The 16,836-nt window shown below is 60.9% G+C and carries 14 protein-coding genes; 7 read left to right on the top strand and 7 right to left on the bottom strand.

All coding sequences use genetic code 11. The features are described 5' to 3' along the window. The first annotated feature begins 22 nt into the window (after window positions 1-22). From IAE77_RS21715 to IAE77_RS21705, 3 genes are all read left to right on the top strand, one after another. Window positions 23-1,576, top strand: coding sequence for a peptidase S10 (locus tag IAE77_RS21715; protein WP_294231291.1), 1,554 nt, complete (start codon window positions 23-25; stop codon window positions 1,574-1,576). A 229-nt stretch (window positions 1,577-1,805) separates the two neighbouring features. After that, window positions 1,806-4,058: a DUF1549 domain-containing protein gene (locus IAE77_RS21710; protein WP_294231290.1), complete on the top strand. Its 2,253-nt coding sequence runs from the start codon at window positions 1,806-1,808 to the stop codon at window positions 4,056-4,058. Between the two features lie 48 nt (window positions 4,059-4,106). Beyond that, window positions 4,107-5,399 carry a DUF1501 domain-containing protein gene (locus tag IAE77_RS21705; RefSeq protein WP_294231288.1) on the top strand — a complete coding sequence of 431 codons (1,293 nt, stop codon included), beginning with the start codon at window positions 4,107-4,109 and terminating at the stop codon, window positions 5,397-5,399. Window positions 5,400-5,510: 111 nt separating this feature from the next. Here the strand turns inward: IAE77_RS21705 and IAE77_RS21700 are convergent, their stop codons facing one another. Beyond that, window positions 5,511-6,599 carry a hypothetical protein gene (locus tag IAE77_RS21700; RefSeq protein WP_294231287.1) on the bottom strand — a complete coding sequence of 363 codons (1,089 nt, stop codon included), beginning with the start codon at window positions 6,597-6,599 and terminating at the stop codon, window positions 5,511-5,513. Window positions 6,600-6,827: 228 nt separating this feature from the next. On the opposite strand from IAE77_RS21700, the gene xseB reads away from it, so the two are divergent. Together xseB and dxs are read left to right on the top strand one after the other, a co-directional pair. Then, window positions 6,828-7,178, top strand: coding sequence for an exodeoxyribonuclease VII small subunit (gene xseB / locus IAE77_RS21695; RefSeq protein ID WP_294231286.1), 351 nt, complete (start codon window positions 6,828-6,830; stop codon window positions 7,176-7,178). Window positions 7,179-7,181: 3 nt separating this feature from the next. Then, window positions 7,182-9,074, top strand: coding sequence for a 1-deoxy-D-xylulose-5-phosphate synthase (gene dxs, locus IAE77_RS21690; protein ID WP_294231284.1), 1,893 nt, complete (start codon window positions 7,182-7,184; stop codon window positions 9,072-9,074). Between the two features lie 29 nt (window positions 9,075-9,103). Here the strand turns inward: dxs and IAE77_RS21685 are convergent, their stop codons facing one another. Next, window positions 9,104-9,775: a L,D-transpeptidase gene (locus tag IAE77_RS21685; RefSeq protein WP_294231283.1), complete on the bottom strand. Its 672-nt coding sequence runs from the start codon at window positions 9,773-9,775 to the stop codon at window positions 9,104-9,106. A gap of 105 nt (window positions 9,776-9,880) precedes the next feature. Here IAE77_RS21685 and IAE77_RS21680 point away from each other — a divergent pair, with 105 nt between their 5' ends. Then, entirely contained in the window at window positions 9,881-10,645 is a 765-nt protein-coding gene (locus IAE77_RS21680; protein WP_294231280.1) for a YdcF family protein, read from the top strand. Window positions 10,646-10,667: 22 nt separating this feature from the next. On the opposite strand, the gene pheA is transcribed toward IAE77_RS21680, so the two are convergent. Both pheA and scpB read right to left on the bottom strand, forming a co-directional pair. Continuing rightward, window positions 10,668-11,747, bottom strand: coding sequence for a chorismate mutase (gene pheA, locus IAE77_RS21675; protein WP_294231278.1), 1,080 nt, complete (start codon window positions 11,745-11,747; stop codon window positions 10,668-10,670). Between the two features lie 17 nt (window positions 11,748-11,764). Beyond that, on the bottom strand, window positions 11,765-12,487 hold the full coding sequence (gene scpB / locus IAE77_RS21670; protein WP_294231277.1) for an SMC-Scp complex subunit ScpB: 723 nt from the start codon (window positions 12,485-12,487) through the stop codon (window positions 11,765-11,767). 121 nt (window positions 12,488-12,608) lie between these two features. Here scpB and IAE77_RS21665 point away from each other — a divergent pair, with 121 nt between their 5' ends. Next, complete coding sequence (locus IAE77_RS21665) at window positions 12,609-13,820, top strand: hypothetical protein (protein ID WP_294231276.1); 1,212 nt, start codon at window positions 12,609-12,611, stop codon at window positions 13,818-13,820. Window positions 13,821-13,838: 18 nt separating this feature from the next. On the opposite strand, the gene IAE77_RS21660 is transcribed toward IAE77_RS21665, so the two are convergent. The 3 genes from IAE77_RS21660 to IAE77_RS21650 form a co-directional block, all read right to left on the bottom strand. After that, entirely contained in the window at window positions 13,839-14,252 is a 414-nt protein-coding gene (locus tag IAE77_RS21660) for a cupin domain-containing protein (protein WP_294231274.1), read from the bottom strand. 119 nt (window positions 14,253-14,371) lie between these two features. After that, on the bottom strand, window positions 14,372-16,606 hold the full coding sequence (locus tag IAE77_RS21655; protein ID WP_294231272.1) for a hypothetical protein: 2,235 nt from the start codon (window positions 16,604-16,606) through the stop codon (window positions 14,372-14,374). Window positions 16,607-16,614: 8 nt separating this feature from the next. Continuing rightward, window positions 16,615-16,806 carry a hypothetical protein gene (locus IAE77_RS21650; RefSeq protein ID WP_294231270.1) on the bottom strand — a complete coding sequence of 64 codons (192 nt, stop codon included), beginning with the start codon at window positions 16,804-16,806 and terminating at the stop codon, window positions 16,615-16,617. Between the last annotated feature and the right edge of the window lie 30 nt (window positions 16,807-16,836).

Here is a 16,836-nt window from a genome sequence, read left to right as displayed (position 1 = left end):
CCCTTCCCGGACAGCTCATGTCATGCTCCACGCCGCCATGATGAACCGACTGACCCTTTTTGCCGCTTTTAACGCCTGTGCGCTGCCTTTGTGCCTGTTTGCCGACGAACCCAAGAAACCGGATCCCGCTGAAGAACCGAAGAAAGAGGAGAAGAAGGAAGAGACGAAGCCCGAGGACGACAAACCTGTCCTGACAGAAGGCAAGGTGAAGATCGGGGGCAAGGAGATCGAATTTCAGGCAAAGGCGGGGACACTGCCGATCCTGAAGCCGGATGGGAAACCCTCCGCGCAGGTCTTCTACACTGCCTACACGATGAAAGGCGTGAAGGACGTGACGAAACGCCCGGTAACATTCTGTTTCAACGGCGGCCCAGGCAGCAGCAGCGTGTGGCTGCACCTGGGCGCATTCGGACCGAGGCGGGTGGATTTGCCGGCGGACGGCCTCACGCCGCCGAAACCGCCGGGAGGCTTGGTGGATAATGAGTTCTCGCTGCTGGATGTGACCGACCTCGTCTTCATCGATCCGGTGAACACGGGCTTCAGCCGGGCGGAAGATCCGAAGAAGGTGGATGAGTTCCTCGGCGTGCAGGAGGACATCCAGAGCGTGGGCGAGTTCATCCGGTTGTGGGTCACACGCGAGCAGCGATGGCGCTCGCCCAAATTCATCGCCGGAGAAAGCTACGGCGGCATCCGTGGCGGTGGTCTGGCGCAGCACCTGCAGCAGCGGCACCGGATGTATCTCAATGGCATCATCATCGTCTCAGGCCTGCTGGATTACGCCACCCTGTTGGCCGGGCCTTTGAATGACACTCCTTATTTGACGCTGCTTCCCGCATTGACGGCGACGGCGCACTATCACAAGAAGCTGCCGCCAGATCTCCAGGCGGATTTCAAAAAGGCGGTGGCTGAGGCGCGGGAGTTCGCGTTCGGTGACTACGCAGAAGCGCTGTTGCAAGGGGCGGAACTGACGAAAACGGCCCGGGAAGGCATCGTGCGCCAGCTCGCCCGGCTGACCGGGCTGCCGAACAAATTGATCGAGGAGCAGGAGCTGCGGATCGACAGTGGAGTGTTCCGGGAGATGCTGCTGCGGAAGGAGAAACTCGTCCTCGGGGCCTATGACGCCCGTGTCACCGGCCGGGACGGCGATGAATCGGAGAATTACCCGCAAATCGAGCCTTTCATGCGCGTGGTCGGGAGCATCGCGGCCGCTTCGATGAACGCTTACCTGCGTGAGACGCTGAAATATGAGAAAGACCTGCCGTACGAGGTTCTGGCCCCCCAGCCGAACTGGAACCATGGGAAAGGCAACAGCTACACCAGCGTGAGCGGCCAGCTCTCCGAGGCCATCAAACAAAACCCGCACCTCAGGGTGCTGGCGATGGTGGGCTGGCGCGACCTGGTGACCCCGCCCGACAACATGAGGCTGAGCGTGCGCCAGATGCGACTGCCCGAGGAACTGCGGGGCAACATCGAATTCGCCGAGTATGAGTCCGGCCACATGATGTACACAAACCGGCCGGACATGGCCAAAATGCACGCTGACATCGCGGCATTCATGGCCAAAGCCATGGAATGAGATGAAGGCCGACCGGACCGGCGAAAAAGGCGAAAACGGGCATCAAATGACCCAAAGGGCCTCTTTCCCACCGCTGGATGGCCTGAAAAGCCGGATCATCCATCCCATATCGGCCTCGGCGAGGTCCTGTTGCTTGCCTGAATTCGAAAAAAAGTGCTAAAATGCCTAAATTGGTGCCCCACATCCGCGTTGCGCATGATGAAAGGCATCCCTTTTACCCACCCTACCCATGAAACAAACCACGAAACTGCTCAGCAGCCTCACCGTCCTGGCGCTGTTCGCCGGTTCCGCTCTCGCGGAATCCCGGACATGGACCGACGTCCAAGGACGTCAGGTCACCGCCACATTCGTCGGCCTCGAAGGTGATAACATCACCCTCCAGACCGCTGATGGCACCATGCATCGCTTCCCGCTTGCAAACCTGTCCGCCGAGGATCAGGCGCTGGCCAAAAAGCTGGTGGCGGAAGCCCCGGCTGCCCCGGCTGCTGCAGAAGGCCAGCCAGCCTACCTCGCCAACGCGACCGTGGGCAAGGCAGCCGCTGTGATCGATGGCCTTGTGGCCAGAGGTCTGGTGCGTGCGAATCCTGAGCGCATGAAGACCGGCAAGAAGCCGATCACCAACTTCAACGCGCCCTGCAATGACGAGCAATTCGTGCGCCGCGTGTATCTGGACATCGTGGGCCGCATTCCGAACCATGAGGAAACGACCGCTTTCCTGGCCAATTCCGCCGCAGACAAGCGTGCGAAGCTGATCGACATGCTGCTCGACAGCCCTGGCTACAACAGCCACATGTACAACTACGTCGCCGAGATGCTCCGTGTGAAGGATGACTTCGGCGGAGGCAACAACGTCCGCGGCCTTCCCTACATCAACTGGCTGCAGCAGCAGGTGGAGAAGAACGTCGGCTGGGACAAGATGGTGTACTCCATGCTCACCGCGACGGGCAAAATGTGGGACAAGAAAGCAGACGGCACCTACAACGGTGAAGCTGGTTATCTCCTGCGCGACACCGGCATGCCGCTGGACAATCTGGCAAACACCCTCGCCGTGTTCCTCGGAACCGACGTGGCCTGCGCCCAGTGCCATGACCACCCGTTTTCCGACTGGACCCAGCACCAGTTCTTCGAACTCGCGTCCTTCTTCGGTGCCTCCACCACGCGCTACCAGCCCCGTCGGCAGAAAAGCCGGACGAAGGATGGCATGGCGATGACCAACATGGCTGACAAGCTCATGCCAGAAGTGGAAGGCCTCATTGAAAAGGGCGGTGGCGATCTGACCCGCATCCGCAATGGCCTGCGCCAGTTCATCGGCGCCAACAACTACGCGATCACCGACCTAGCGGAAAACAGCACCAAGCTGCCGCACGACTACAAGTATCCTGACGCCAAGCCGGGCGATTTTGTGGCACCGAAGTTCATCAGCTGGAGCAAGGACGACAAGAATCTTGCTGCGTACAAGCAAAAGACCAAGGTGGAGGAGGATCTCCGTGTTTCCTTCGCTACCTGGGCCACGCATCCAACCAATCCCCGTTTCGCCATGGCCATCGCCAACCGCATGTGGAAGCGTGCGTTCGGTCAGGGCATCTCTGAGCCGGTGACGAACATTGATGACCCGAACCAGTCGGTGAACCCTGAGCTGCTGAAGCACCTCGCCGAGGAAATGAAGCGGGTGAAATTCAGCCTGAAGGACTTCATGCGCATCCTTTACAACACACGCGCCTACCAGTCCGAAGCCACCACGGAGTTCATCGCCATGGGTGAGCCCTACTATTTCCAGGGACCATTGCTCCGCCGCATGACCGCTGAACAGGCCTGGGATTCCTACATGACCCTCGTGCTGGGCGATCCTGACAAGTACAAGAAGCCGCTGGAGGACCTTTACAGCAAGTCCATCGACCTCGACCTCTACAATCCGAAGCTCGATGCCAAAACCATCCTGATCAAGTATGACGCCTATCGCCGCATGGCGGCGAAAGAATCCGCCATGATGGGCGGTGGCCTGGCTGACGCCGGTGGCGACATGATGATGGAAGGCTCCAAAGGCAAGAGCAAGGGCGACGCAGCCCCGGCCGGCGAGATGATGGAGAACGCCTCCCTCAAATACGGCAACTTGGTGCTCCGCCGCGCCGCCGAACTGGAACAGCCCGCACGCCCAGGCCACTTCCTGACGGACTTCGGCCAGTCTCCCCGCAACCTCATCGACGGCAGCAACAAGATCGGCTCCGTGCCGCAGGTGCTCATGATGATGAACGGGCAGGCCCAGGAGATGCTCACCAACCAGGATTCCCTCATTTTCCGCACGATGGAGAAAGTGAAATCACCTTCCGAGAAGGTGGAGGCGCTTTTCCTTTCCGTGCTCAGCCGCCGTCCGACGCTGGTTGAAAAGGACATCGCCAAACGTGCCCTTTCCTCCGGTGATGATGGCTACGCAAACATGATCTGGGCGCTCATCAACACCCGCGAGTTCATCTTTGTTCAATGATCACCCACCTGAATCCAGACCTCACCAACAACGCGCATTAACACCTCTATGAAAACTGAACTGAACAAGCTGAACCCGATCGCCCGCCGTGACTTCATGATGCGGACAGCCCAGGCCGCCCTCGGCGTCACCGTCATGCCAGCCCTCAATCTCCGCGCCGCCGGAGGCACCGGACCGGGCACTGCCGGTTTTGGCAAGGCCAAGAACGTCATCTTCCTCTGGATGGGTGGTGGCATGACCCACATCGACACCTGGGATCCGAAGACCGGCTCCACCAAGGGCCCGACGGATCCCATCAAGGGCAAGGGCAGCGTCGATTTCCTTGGCGGCTCCATGAAGAACATGGCCGAGGTTTCGGACAAGATCACCATCGTGCGCTCCATGTCCTCCAAGACTGGTGTTCATGAGTCCGGCACCTACATCATGAAGACGGGTTATGAGCCCCGTGGAACCATCGTTCACCCGAACCTCGGTGCCTGGGCTTCCCACTTCCTCGGCCGTATCAAGGGCGTCACCCTTCCTGACAGCGTCGTCGTGAACAGCGGCAGCGCTTATCCAGGCTCTGGCTTCTTCCCGCCTGCCCTCAGCCCCATCCCGATCTCCAATCCGGAAACCGGCCTTCAGAACATCCGCCCGAGCTCAGGTGTGTCTGACAACCAGTTCCAGAAGCGAGTCAGCCTGATGGACGAATTCGACACTGCCTTCCGCAAGAAGTTCCAATCGGAAGAAGTGAAGGCTTACAGCGAGTTCTACGACGAAACGATGAAACTGATGAAGAGCGAAGACCTCAAGGCCTTCGACCTTTCCCAGGAACCGGCGAACGTGCGTGAGAAATTCGGCCGCAATCAATTCGGCCAGGGTGCTCTTCTCGCCCGCCGTCTGGTTCAATCAGGTGTCCGTTTCGTGGAAGTCCAGTCCGGTGGCTGGGACATGCATAACAACATCGACCAGGCTCTCAACACGACCGCCTCGTCCATGGACCAGGTGTTTGCAGCGCTCATTCAGGATCTCGCCTCGAATGGCTTGCTTGAATCCACGATGGTTGTCATGGGCTCCGAGTTCGGCCGCACACCGGACATCAACGAAAATGAAGGCCGCGATCACTACCCGCTCGCCTACTCCACCGTCTTCGCGGGCGGCGGCGTGAAGGGTGGCTTCGTTTACGGCGCCACCGACAAGGATGGCCGTCGCGTTGCCGACAAGCAGGTCACCCCGCAGGATTTCCAGGCCACCATCGGTCATGCGATGGGCCTTCCGGTGGACGAAGTCGTCATGTCCCCCTCGAACCGTCCGTTCACGGTCGGTGACAAGGGCGTGCCGATCCTCGACATCTTCGCCTGATCACTCGCAAAAGTTCGAACCACGAGCACCCGGCCCAAAGCCGGGTGCTTTTTTGTTGCCGTGATGGTCTTGAACGGACGGCGACACTCCCATCGAGCAGAGGGCAGCACCTCAGGACGCCCGGCGGCGACGTGGAATTGCCACCAGGGCAACCGCGAGCCCGACAAGCACCAAACTCCCCGGTTCGGGCACCAAAACGGGGCTCACAGTGAAGTTGAAGTCATCAAAGTAGTTTTTGAAACTCACCGCTCCGTTGTCGAGTGTCCCACCACGCAAATCCCATTGGAGCCCCGTCAGCGCCTCGGCATCGAGCCCCAGCGCTTGGTTGGACAACACATAACTCTGCGGTCCCAGACTGGAAGTGGTGTCATTGAAGGCACTCGTGACGAGGCCGGCGGTGTTGTTCACCGCATCGTAAATCACAATCACCTGGGACCACCCGGACGTGCCCATGCGGTAGGCCGTCGTCTGCCAGGAACCGCCCGCCAGCCGGTATTGGAGCATGTTGTCGCCCGTGTAACCGATTTGGAAGATCGTCTGGTTCATTGCGTCCTTCAGCGATAGACTCAGAAGATTGCCAGTGTCGTCGTCGTCCCAGTCCGACGGACAGAGCCAGAGCGCCATCTGCACCAGACTGGCCCCGCTGGCCGATGGAGCCAGGCCGTCGAAGTCCCGAGAATCCAGCGTGTAGGCATAACTGAGATCCGTTTCCGAGGCGAGGAAGTTAAGAACTGTAGAACCCGTGCGCGCACCGGGGTAACCGTAAGCCTGGACGTAGTCACGGCTGAACGTCCCTCCGTAGTAGTAGGGAGCGTCTGCATCCTCGTTCAAACGCCCGCCAGCGAGGGCCTGCCACAGGCCGGAATTATCCGCTATGTCTGTCGCTGTGCCCCCCGGGCCACCATTATTCGTGCCGTATTGACCGGCATTATAACGGCTGAGATCGGCTCCATGACTGCTGTCACCCAGAGTGTTTGGATAGGCACCGAGCGGCACCACCCCGGTGTACCCATTGGCCTCAATGTTGTTCAGGTAAAATTGCGCGTCTCCCACGAGGTACTCGGATAGAATCTGCCCGGCGGACGGAAGTCGATAACCGTCCTGCTCTTCAAAACTGCCCAAATACGCCTCCGCCTGCCGGGGGCCGAGAACGGCCAACAGGGCGATGGCGAGGACGAAATTGGCTAAAGCATTGCTCATTCAGGTAAGCGTAACTTTAGTGCCACTGAATATAAATTCAATAATTTCCACGTTTGGCAATCCCAGTGCCGTGGATGCCGTCTGACTCCACCCACATCCCGTTCCCCTTCCATTCGTGAGTTCCGCCTCGCACAACCACACAAAGCCGCCCCTTTTCCTGCTTGCGGCGCACTTTGAAGCCCGGATAATGGCGGCCCTTTTGCCCTCACGGATCGCAAAAAAACACGCATGAGCCAACCGACCGCCACCGAGACCGTCGATCCCTCCTTCGAGGAGGCGATGCAACGCCTCGACGACATCGTGGCGGGAATGGAGGACAGTCAGCTTTCCTTGGAGGAAATGATCTCCAGCTATGAGGAGGGTGTCCGGCTGCTGAAACTTTGCCGCCACCGCATTGACGGTGCCAGGCGTCGGGTGGAACTCATCAGTGTGGGCTTGGAGCCCGGAAAGGCGGCGCTGACACCTTTTGAGGGAATCCCGGAAGCCGAGGACCTCAGCGAATCATCCGAAAAACAGCGATCCCCGAACCGCCGCCGCAAACAGACCGATCCTGAAAGCGGCGAAATACGACTCTTTTGACCTGTGGACACCATCGAATTGCCTGCCATCACCTGCCCTGCCGATCTCAAAGCGCTGCCGCTGGAGAAACTGCCCGACCTCGCTGAAAAAATCCGCCAGACGCTCATCGAAACCCTCAGCCAGACTGGCGGCCACCTCGGTCCGAACCTCGGTGTGGTCGAGCTCACGCTGGCCATGCACCGGGTTTTCGACACGCCAACGGATCGTTTTGTCTTCGACGTCGCCCACCAGGGTTACGTCCACAAAATGCTCACCGGGCGCTGGGACCGCATCCACACCATCCGTCAGCACGACGGCCTGAACGGCTTCCTGCTCCGCACCGAAAGCGAACACGACTGCTATGGTGCCGGCCACGCTGGCACCGCCCTTTCCGCAGCTCTAGGCATGGCCACCGCACGCGATCTGGCCGGCACGGATGAAAACGTCGTCTGTGTCGCTGGTGACGCCGCATTCACTTGCGGCCCGGTCTTCGAAGCGATGAACAACATCGCCGCGCACACCAAGCGCCTCATCATCGTCCTTAACGACAACGAATGGTCCATCGACCGCAACGTCGGTGCCATCGCCAAATACTTCAACGCAATCGCCACCAATCCCGGCTACGCGTCCCTGCACCAGAAAGCCGCCAAGTTCGTCGAATTTGCCCTCGGCGAAGGCGCCCGTCGTTTCGCCGAAAAGGTCGAAGGCAAAGCTAAGAACATCCTTCTGCCCCAAAGCCAGACGCCAAGCAACCGCAGCGTCCTGTTCGACGAATTCGGCATCCGTTACTACGGTCCCATCGACGGTCACAACATCCCCTTGCTCATCCAGACCTTCGAGTTCCTCAAAACTCAGAACGAGCCCGTCATCCTGCACATCATCACGGAGAAGGGTCGCGGCTATAAGCCAGCTCTTGATGATCCGCTCAAGTTCCACGGCCTCGGCAAATACAACGTCGAAACCGGCGAAACCGCCGCCAGCGACAAACCGACTTACTCTCAAGTCTTCGGCCGAGCCGTCACCGACATGGCGAAAGCAGACGAAAAGATCGTCGCCATCACGGGAGCAATGCCCGGCGGCACAGGATTGAGTGTCTTTAAAAACGAAGTGCCTGAGCGCTACTTCGATGTCGGCATCGCGGAGGAACATGCTGCCTTGTTCGCCTGCGGCCTTGCCACCCGCAGCATGAAGCCTTTCCTCACCATCTATTCCACCTTCATGCAGCGTGCGTTCGACATGATCGTGCATGACATGGCGATCCAAAACCTCCCCGTGCGCATGTGCATGGACCGCGGCGGCCTCAGCGGCGACGACGGCCCCACGCATCACGGCTTGTTCGACATCGCCTACCTCCGTGGCGTCCCCGGCATCGTTCACATGCAACCGCGCAACGAGGACGAGTTCGTGGACATGCTCTGGACCATGGCGAACTACGACAAAGGCCCCATCGCCATCCGCTACCCGCGTGGCAACGGCCCTGGCATCCTGCCGAAAGAAAAACCCGTCCTCCTCGAAATCGGCAAGGCAGAAGTCGTCGCCGATGGCAGCGACGTCGCCCTCATCGCCCTTGGCGACATGTTCCCCGTCGCCGAAGCCGCGAAGAAAGAACTCGAAGCCAAAGGCATCTCCGTCGCGTTGATCAATCCGCGCTGGATCAAGCCCCTGGACATGCCCTGCATCTCATCCTTCGCCAAAAAAGTGAAGGTCGTCTGCACCCTGGAAGACCACGTTCTCCGCAACGGTTTCGGTGCAGGCGTCATCGAAGAACTCAGCGATGCCGGCATTCGCACCCCCGTCGTCCGCATCGGCTGGCCAGATCAGTTCGTCGAACACGGCACACCCGCCATCCTCCGCAAAAAACACGGCCTCACTGCTGAAAACTGTGTGGCCAAGGTGCTTGCGACGCTTGGAAAATAGCGTTCAGCGCACAGCAATTCACCTTCACCTTACTCCACGATCTTCACCGGAGTGCCGACAGGGGCGTGGTGGTAGTAGGTTCTTGCCATTTCGGATGGCAGGCGGATACAGCCGTGGGAATCGGCGTAACCGGGCAAATAGCCCTCGTGCATGCCGACGCCGCCTGTGACACGCATGAAATAGAACATCTTCGCGCCGTCAAAGCGCCCGCCGGCAGGCCGCGGGTCCTTGCGATTGTCGATCTGTGTTTGCAAGACGTTGCCGTGTTGATCCACCCAGTCGCCATACACCGATGAGTAATGATCCGCGTCTTTTTCAATGACCCGGAAGCTCCCTTTGGGCGTTGGAAATTGCGGACTGCCTGTGCAAACAGGTGACGAACCCACCTTCTGATTGCCCTTGTAAAAATAGGCTCGTTGTTCGCCGAGAACGATCACGATCTTCGGAGAGCCCGACACGCCATCCCCATGCCAGAATGTGTTATCGTCACGATGCTGCGCTTTCGACCCTCTGCCGCCGAATTTTGGCAGTTTCACCAGCCCCCAGTATTCGTCCATGGTGACCCTCTCCTCGACGACATAATAGGCACCTCCGGGGGCGGGCCGGTAAGTGACGGTGGTGCAGCCGGTGCCGCCCATGACCAGCGCCAGAGATGAAAGTGACAGCAAAAGAACAGCGCGGAGCTTGGAATGACGGGTCATGGCAGCTTGTGGATCGATTCAGGACACTGGAACACAGCAGAACTTGCGCCAATGACTTTTGTCGCCATTCAGCGGCAGGCTGGCTTCCACGGCCTGACTTTGTCCATGAAATCGCTCCTGCCCTTCGTCGAGCCTCTCGGGATTGCCTGGCTCCTGCTCACCGCGTTTTTGCTTCGGCAGATTCTCAAGCGCCGGCATGCGACCACTTGCCTCGCCGCCGGCTCCTGGCTCGTGCTCACCCTCTTCACGTGCAGCGCTCTTCCTTCGCTCTTTCTGGCGTCTTTGGAGGGCCAGCATCCGCCAGTGGCGGTGGGAGACCTGGCTGTTTGCGACGCGATCGTCTGCCTCGGCGGAGGAGTGTCCCCGTCACCTCCCGAACCTGCGGGAGTTCACCTCAAGAGCGCGGCGGACCGGTTGCCTGCGGCGCTGGTCCTGACACGGCTGAAAAAAGCCCCTCATCTGGTGATCGGCGGCGGAGGTTACAAGATCCACGGCCAGTGGCATTCGGAGTCGGACACGCTCAAGGCCCTGCTCCATCCCGTTTTGGACACCCGGGTGACCGTCTTCAGTCTCGGTTTGTGTGCCGACACTCATGATGAGGCACTCAAGACGGCCAAGCTGGCGCAGGCTCATCAGTGGAAAAGCATTCTGCTGGTCACATCGGCTTATCACATGCCCCGGGCCCTTGCCGTCTTCCAGCGTCAGGGGCTGAAAGTCACTCCGGTGCCCTGCAATTACATCACCTCGAAGTTCCGCGGCACGGAACGCACCCTCATTCATCCGCCCGGTCATGGCGGACTCGAATCCTTCAGCCTGTGGATGCACGAAATCGTCGGCAGCCTGTTCTATCGCTGGAAGGGCTGGATCTGATTCGTTCCAGCCACGCTGGCTCCTATCTCTCCTCCACCCAGCCGGGCGCGGGATAGCTGCCGAGCGTCTTCACGTGGACGGCGTGCTCCTCCAATGCAGCGACGGCCTGCCGGATCGTCGCATCGGCATGATGGCCGCTGATTTCGAGGAAGAACCGCGCCTGGGTGCCGCAGGGCGTCGGACGGTTCTCGATCTGGCGCACGTTGATGTTTCGCGTGGCAAAAACCTGCAGCACCTCCATCAGCGCACCGACGCGGTCACGCGAATGAATCATCAGCATCGTGTTGTCGTTCCCGGATGGCGGACCGGAACGCCGGCCGAGGATGATTAAGCGCGTCTGGGTGGCGTATTCGCGCGGCGAGGCGGCGATGACACGCAGACCGTGCAATTCCGCGCTCAAGGGCGTGCCCAAGGCGGCGATGGAGGCACTCTGCGCCGCCAGGGCCGCCGCGGCGTTCGAACTGGCCGCCTCCACCAATTTGGAGCCGGGAAAACTTTGCGCCAGCCATGGCCCGCAGCGTGCAAGCATCTGCGCACGGCCGTGAATCTCCGAAATGGCGGCCGTCGGTGACTGCGCCATCACCGCGACATCGGCCTTCCACAAAATCTCCGCGTAGATCTGCAGGGCACTGTCCGCCAGATGGTCCAGCGTGTGGTGCACGGCGCCTTCGGTGGAGTGCTCGATGGGCAGGACGCCGTAATCCGCATCCTGCGACGCCACGCGACCGAAAACGCTCTCCGTGCTGGCCTCCGGCAGGTATTCGACACAGTGGCCGAACTTGTTCACCGCCGCCTGATGCGTCCAGGATCCTGCCGGCCCGAGGTAGGCGATCTTCAAACTGTCCTCCAGCGCCAGCGCCGCGCTCATGATCTCGCGAAAGATCGCACGGATCGCGCGCTCGGTGAGTCTGCCGTTTTGCGCACGATTCAATTCAGCCAGCTTGCGCAGCAACTGATCCTCCCGTCCTGGCACATAGATGTCGAGATCGTCCTTGCGCTTGATCTCCCCGACCGCGTGCACCAGTTCCGCACGCTCGTTCAGCAGGCGGAGAAGCTGCTGATCGATGCTGTCGATCTTTTTGCGGACTTCTTCGAGGGACATGGGCCGCTAAAAAGAGTTCAGCCCTCAGCCGGGGCGGGTTCATCTGCCGCAGCCACCGGAGCCAGCGCCAGTTGTTCCTCTTGAGCCTGTTCAGCTGCGGCAGGCGGAGCTTCCTCAGCCGAGGGTAGTTTCACGCGGCGCAGTTCGGACGCATTGGGCATTTCATCCAGGCTGCGGACCCCAAAATGATCCAGGAATGCCTCGGTGGTGCCATACAGGAGCGGACGCCCCGGCAGGTCGGCACGGCCTTCGATTTTCACCAAGCCCCGATCCATGAGCATCTGCACCATCGCATCCACGGAGACGCCACGCACGGCTTCAACACCCGCCTTGGTGATGGGCTGGCGATAAGCGATGATCGCGAGCGTCTCCAGCGCGGGCTGGCTGAGTCGCTGGATCTTTTTTCCCGGATACAAGGCGCGGCACCATTCCGCATACTCGCCACGGGCGGCGATCCGCCAGCCGTTCGCACGTTCGACGAGCGTAAAGGCATGTTTTTCAGCGTCGTAGCGTGCGATCAGTTCATCCAGGATCGCGCGCACCTGCTCCTCGGTGGTTTCGGCCAGCGGGGCCACCCACTCAGGGATCGGATTGGCCTCGCCATTCTCGGGCGCGGCGGCTTCAGCCGCTGCCTCGAGGATGTCCCTGGCCGTGTCTTTGACGGCAGCGCACATTTGCGGCACGCCCAGGGGTTCCTGGGTGGCGAAAAGCAGGGCTTCGACGATCGAGATCAGTTCCATGACGCGGGCGGATAACCTCAAGCAAGGCAGGCAGGAGAGTCAAGCTATGGAACGCACTTGCCTGGCGGCCGGCCCTGCACGGGCCTTGACATGCCCGCCCCGCCCACGCTCTGATGCGACCATGGCCCTGCGTCTGGACTCCGCCGTCATCCGTGGCGAAATTGACAACACCACCCGTGGAAACGTGCGTGGAAAGCTCTGGCTCGTCGGTCGTGAAGAGCCAGTCGTTCTGGACCTGCGCGGGGATGCATGGCGGGACGTGGCGGGCGCCAGGCTCACATTCATCAATCCCACGCCGGAGGCACAGTCTGTCGCCGCCGAAATCCAGCCCAGGCAAACCGGCTATGTGGGTGACATCACCGCCTCACAAAAGATCAAGGCGGAGTCTGAATTCGAGGATGACACGGATTCACAGCCGGCGGCCGAATGGCACAACGCGCTCTACTTTGAGTGGTTTTCCAATGAGAACGGCCGCGTTTTCATCGAGAGCACCAGCTTCGAGGTCAGCATGTCAGAGTGGATCTGGGAGATGGACGAGGCCGACGAAGAGGCGCAGAAAATGACCAACCTGCACACCATGCGCGGGTGGCTGGCGGGCATCATCCAGCGTCCTGAGCCCAAAGAGGACGACGAGGCGGAGGATGACTTCGACGACAGCGAGGAATCCTGGGAGGAGTCCCTCAAACAATCCGACCGGCTTTCCGACGCCCATCTCGAAGCGCTGGAAAAATACGGCATGGACGGCCTGGATGACGACCGCGTCTTCTTCGTCATGGGCTGGGATCACATGCTCGGCCGCGGCGGACCGCCATCGAATGCGGACGACGACGATGATGATGAAGAAGAAGATGATGATGGCGAAGCGTGGAAGCAGGCCGATGGCGAGACCGCTCCCGAAGCGTTTGACGAGGAGGACTTCGACCGCTGGCTCGAAGAGGAGGAGAAGCGCGAGCAGCATCCCTTGCAGAAACGCGCGCACGACCTCGTGCTGCGTCTGATGACCGACATCGACGAGGAACGCGAGGAGAACACCCAGACGAGCGATGGCAGCACGGCGCTCGACCGCTTCATCCGCAACAGCATGAACATCAGCGGAAAACTCGCCGGGGCGCTCGGCTACGGCGAAATGTCAGGCTCGCGCGACCGTGGCTACACGCTGGCGATTCTCCGCCGCTGCCTGAACTGGGCCAACGAGGCGCTGGCAGCTCTCAATGAACTCTCCGAATCGCCCGCTTGGCAGGCACGGCTGGAGCTGCTGGGGGAGTTCCGCGCCGAACTCTTCGCCCTGCGCGACGGCATCACCGATCTGCGCAAGGAACTGCGCGAGCATTGACCACATGGGCCGCGCGGTTCACTGCCGCAGTGACTTCCATGGCTCTTCCCCGCTATGGTCCACGATGGCAGGCTCATCGGCCTTTGCGGGAGAAAGAATCGCGAGGAAGACCAGCATGTCGTCACCCACGTTCCACGTGCCGTGGATCTCGCCCGTCGGAATGAAGGCCATGTCACCTGGACGGAGGATTTTCTTCTCCTTGCCCACCCACTGCTCCGCCGTCCCCGCCAGCACATAGATCAGCTCCTCACGCGTGGGGTGGGAGTGGAAGGGATGACTGCGGCCCGGTTCCATGTTCGCACGCACCATGAGCAGATGCTCGTTGTTCACGATGTCACCGCGGCACAGCCATTCTTCGAGGGTCCACGGGGAGAGGAAATCCACTTTTTCAGCAGCGGTGACAAAACGGCGGTCGGCGATGGAGTCAGACATGATCCGCGATGCTAGCGACGCGTCTGGCGGACGGCAAGCCAAGTCATTGCACCTGCGGCTATCCGATCTGCCACGTGAGCATGATCCTTGCGACCACCTTCCAGCGGCTCCCGGCCGTTTCAGGCGGCGCGTGTCACACGCTTCCAGAAGAAATCGAGCTCACGCGCCAGCACACTCATCACCTGCGCCGGAGCGGCCTGCAGGGCACCGGATTCAGACTCCTTGATGATGCGTTGCATCGCATACAGCGAGGCCACGCTGTTGGTGTCGAGGTGGATCACATCGACATGCGGGCGCAGCACCTCGGGGATTGCCGTGCTGTGCTGCAGGATGGCCCAGCTTTGCTGCTCACGATCGGTTTTGAAGGTGGCGATCTTGAGCTTGGGCGCTCCTTCGACCGCGTTCACGTCCAGTTCAGCCAGACGCCCCGCCGCAAAGCCCGCCAGCGTGCGCCAGTAGGAGCTGTCGGCGAAGTTCGCGAGCCCGAACACGATCTCCATGCCCTGAAGCGACCAGCACATCGCGTAACGACCGGTCATGCCGGGCAGTTCGTGCTCGCTGAAACGAACCAGGGGAAAACGGCGGCCGGCGAGTCGGATCAATTCGGCCAGCTTCGTGTAATCGAGCGGCAGGGACACCGCCTCCGCGGACATTTGCATGCGCAGCGCCTCGTAGCGGCCGAGCAAGGCATCACGCTCAGGATCTGCCGCGACGACTGCTGCAGGGGACGCCTGTGCGGCGGAGAAGACGGGGGCCGCCACCGGCGTCGCGGTGCTCATCACTGTGGCCAGTCGCGCGGCGACCGCATGCGAACCTGGTTCAACTGCCTGTGCAGACACGGGAGCAGGAACGTTGGGCTGCCGCAGCCTGCCGAGCATCTCCCGCAGGTTTTCAAAGGCGCTCGCCGAACTCGGTGAGAATGGCGTTTGCGCGGGCGCGATGCTTTCGCCGGCCACGGGCGGCGGCAATTCGACCGATGCAGGACTCGGCGGAGGCAGATGATGGCCATTCACCGCCATCAGCGGTGCTTCGGACTGCTGCGGCAGCGCAGGCTGCGGCTCGGCAAGACCTTCGGCCATGCGCTTCACGTCAGCAGTGGTGCCGGCATCGAAAATGGCCACATCCTCCGGCGTTTCGTTGTCGAAAACGGTTTCCGTCATCAGCGGCAGGACGCCCGGGTCCTCCGGCTGAGCCTTGAGCGGCTCGATGGGTGCCGGTTCAGGCGGCGCGGACAAGGTTTGATGGAAAAAGTCCCACTGCTTCGCCGCATGACGCAAAAAGGTGCGCGCAGACACGGAACCGAGCGGCCGGCCGAGGAAGTAGCGCTTCACATCCATGAAAGCCTCGAAGTCGCGCAGTTCGTCACCCTCCACGCCCGCGTTTTGCAGGCGCAGACGCAGCAGCATGGCGGCCTCCTTTTCACCAATGCCACGCAGCAGCATCTGCGACGCGGTCAGGCGGTCCTCCATGGCACTGGGCAAATGATGACCAAACGTCGCCTGCCACACATCCTGGTTCAGGCTGAGCACCACGTTCACGCCATCCATCTCCGACATGTCGAGCAGCAGCGAGGCGATGCGCAGACCTGCCTCGGGATTGCGATAATAAGCATCCAGGTGATCCACCAGCAGCACCACGGGACGCCACAGGCCCAGCAGACGCAGCCACGTGACCGGCCCCTCATTCGATTCATCTGCCGCGAGGGTTCGCAACACAGCCATTTCCGACATCGCTCCATCAAGAGCGTGATTCAGCATCGCGCCCACCCACGCTTCGAGCGCCGCAGGGATCGCCGGCACGCGCTTCATTGCCTGCTCGGTCATCGGCTTGCGCAGTTGGGCCTCAAAACGCCGCACCCAGTCGCCGATCAGGCGTGCGCTGCCCCTTTCATCGAAAACCTCTACCGGATCGCCGCTCAGCACGCGCAGCGCCTGGTCCTTATTCGCGCAAGGCAGCGAGTCGGTCTCGATCAAACGCCGCACCAGCGCCGCGCAAACGCCGGCGCAGGCCTCACGCAGCTTGGTCCAGCCGTCGCGCCCGGTCTCCGCACGTGCCATCGACTCCAATCCACGCACGGCCACTGCCGAGATGCCGATCTGGTCCTCCAGCCGAAACGCCAGCGGCACCAGCACCACCTGCCCGCCTGCGGCTGCCGCCAGACGCCCCAGCAGATGCGTCTTGCCATAGCCGGCACGAGGAGCGGTCAGCAGCAGCAGCGGCTGCCCGCCCGCACGACCCACGCTCTTCTGCCGTTCATCCACGCAGGTGGTCAGTTGTTCCAGAATGTCGGCGTTCAGGCCGGGCACCGAGCGATTCTCAGCCACTCCAAACGGACCCGCACAGACATCGTCCACGAAGGGATTCAGCCGTTCCACCCCTGATGGCTCAGGCGCAGGTGCAAAGGGGTGGAGCGATGTCTTTTCTGAATTTTCCACAACGAATCGGGTTTCAGCGTTCTGAAATCGGGACGGTTTAGCTGATATTTATGCCAATCCCAAGACTCCACAAAGTAAGTTTTTTGCATCGCTGACATCTTTCCTGCGACGGAAAACATGCTCCTCTGAGCCGCGTTAAGCCCCCTCAC

The sequence above is a fragment of the Prosthecobacter sp. genome, assembly GCF_014879935.1.
GTDB lineage: Bacteria > Verrucomicrobiota > Verrucomicrobiia > Verrucomicrobiales > Verrucomicrobiaceae > Prosthecobacter.
This window is presented reverse-complemented; position numbering and strand designations above follow the sequence as displayed.

What these genes read in the sequence shown, in the direction of transcription:
- IAE77_RS21715 (WP_294231291.1), top strand. Translation starts at nt 23, where the DNA reads ATGCTCCACGCCGCCATGATGAACCGACTGACCCTTTTTGCCGCTTTT.
- IAE77_RS21710 (WP_294231290.1), top strand. Translation starts at nt 1,806, where the DNA reads ATGAAACAAACCACGAAACTGCTCAGCAGCCTCACCGTCCTGGCGCTG.
- IAE77_RS21705 (WP_294231288.1), top strand. Translation starts at nt 4,107, where the DNA reads ATGAAAACTGAACTGAACAAGCTGAACCCGATCGCCCGCCGTGACTTC.
- IAE77_RS21700 (WP_294231287.1), bottom strand. Translation starts at nt 6,599, where the DNA reads ATGAGCAATGCTTTAGCCAATTTCGTCCTCGCCATCGCCCTGTTGGCC.
- xseB (WP_294231286.1), top strand. Translation starts at nt 6,828, where the DNA reads ATGAGCCAACCGACCGCCACCGAGACCGTCGATCCCTCCTTCGAGGAG.
- IAE77_RS21685 (WP_294231283.1), bottom strand. Translation starts at nt 9,775, where the DNA reads ATGACCCGTCATTCCAAGCTCCGCGCTGTTCTTTTGCTGTCACTTTCA.
- IAE77_RS21680 (WP_294231280.1), top strand. Translation starts at nt 9,881, where the DNA reads ATGAAATCGCTCCTGCCCTTCGTCGAGCCTCTCGGGATTGCCTGGCTC.
- pheA (WP_294231278.1), bottom strand. Translation starts at nt 11,747, where the DNA reads ATGTCCCTCGAAGAAGTCCGCAAAAAGATCGACAGCATCGATCAGCAG.
- scpB (WP_294231277.1), bottom strand. Translation starts at nt 12,487, where the DNA reads ATGGAACTGATCTCGATCGTCGAAGCCCTGCTTTTCGCCACCCAGGAA.
- IAE77_RS21665 (WP_294231276.1), top strand. Translation starts at nt 12,609, where the DNA reads ATGGCCCTGCGTCTGGACTCCGCCGTCATCCGTGGCGAAATTGACAAC.
- IAE77_RS21660 (WP_294231274.1), bottom strand. Translation starts at nt 14,252, where the DNA reads ATGTCTGACTCCATCGCCGACCGCCGTTTTGTCACCGCTGCTGAAAAA.
- IAE77_RS21650 (WP_294231270.1), bottom strand. Translation starts at nt 16,806, where the DNA reads ATGTTTTCCGTCGCAGGAAAGATGTCAGCGATGCAAAAAACTTACTTT.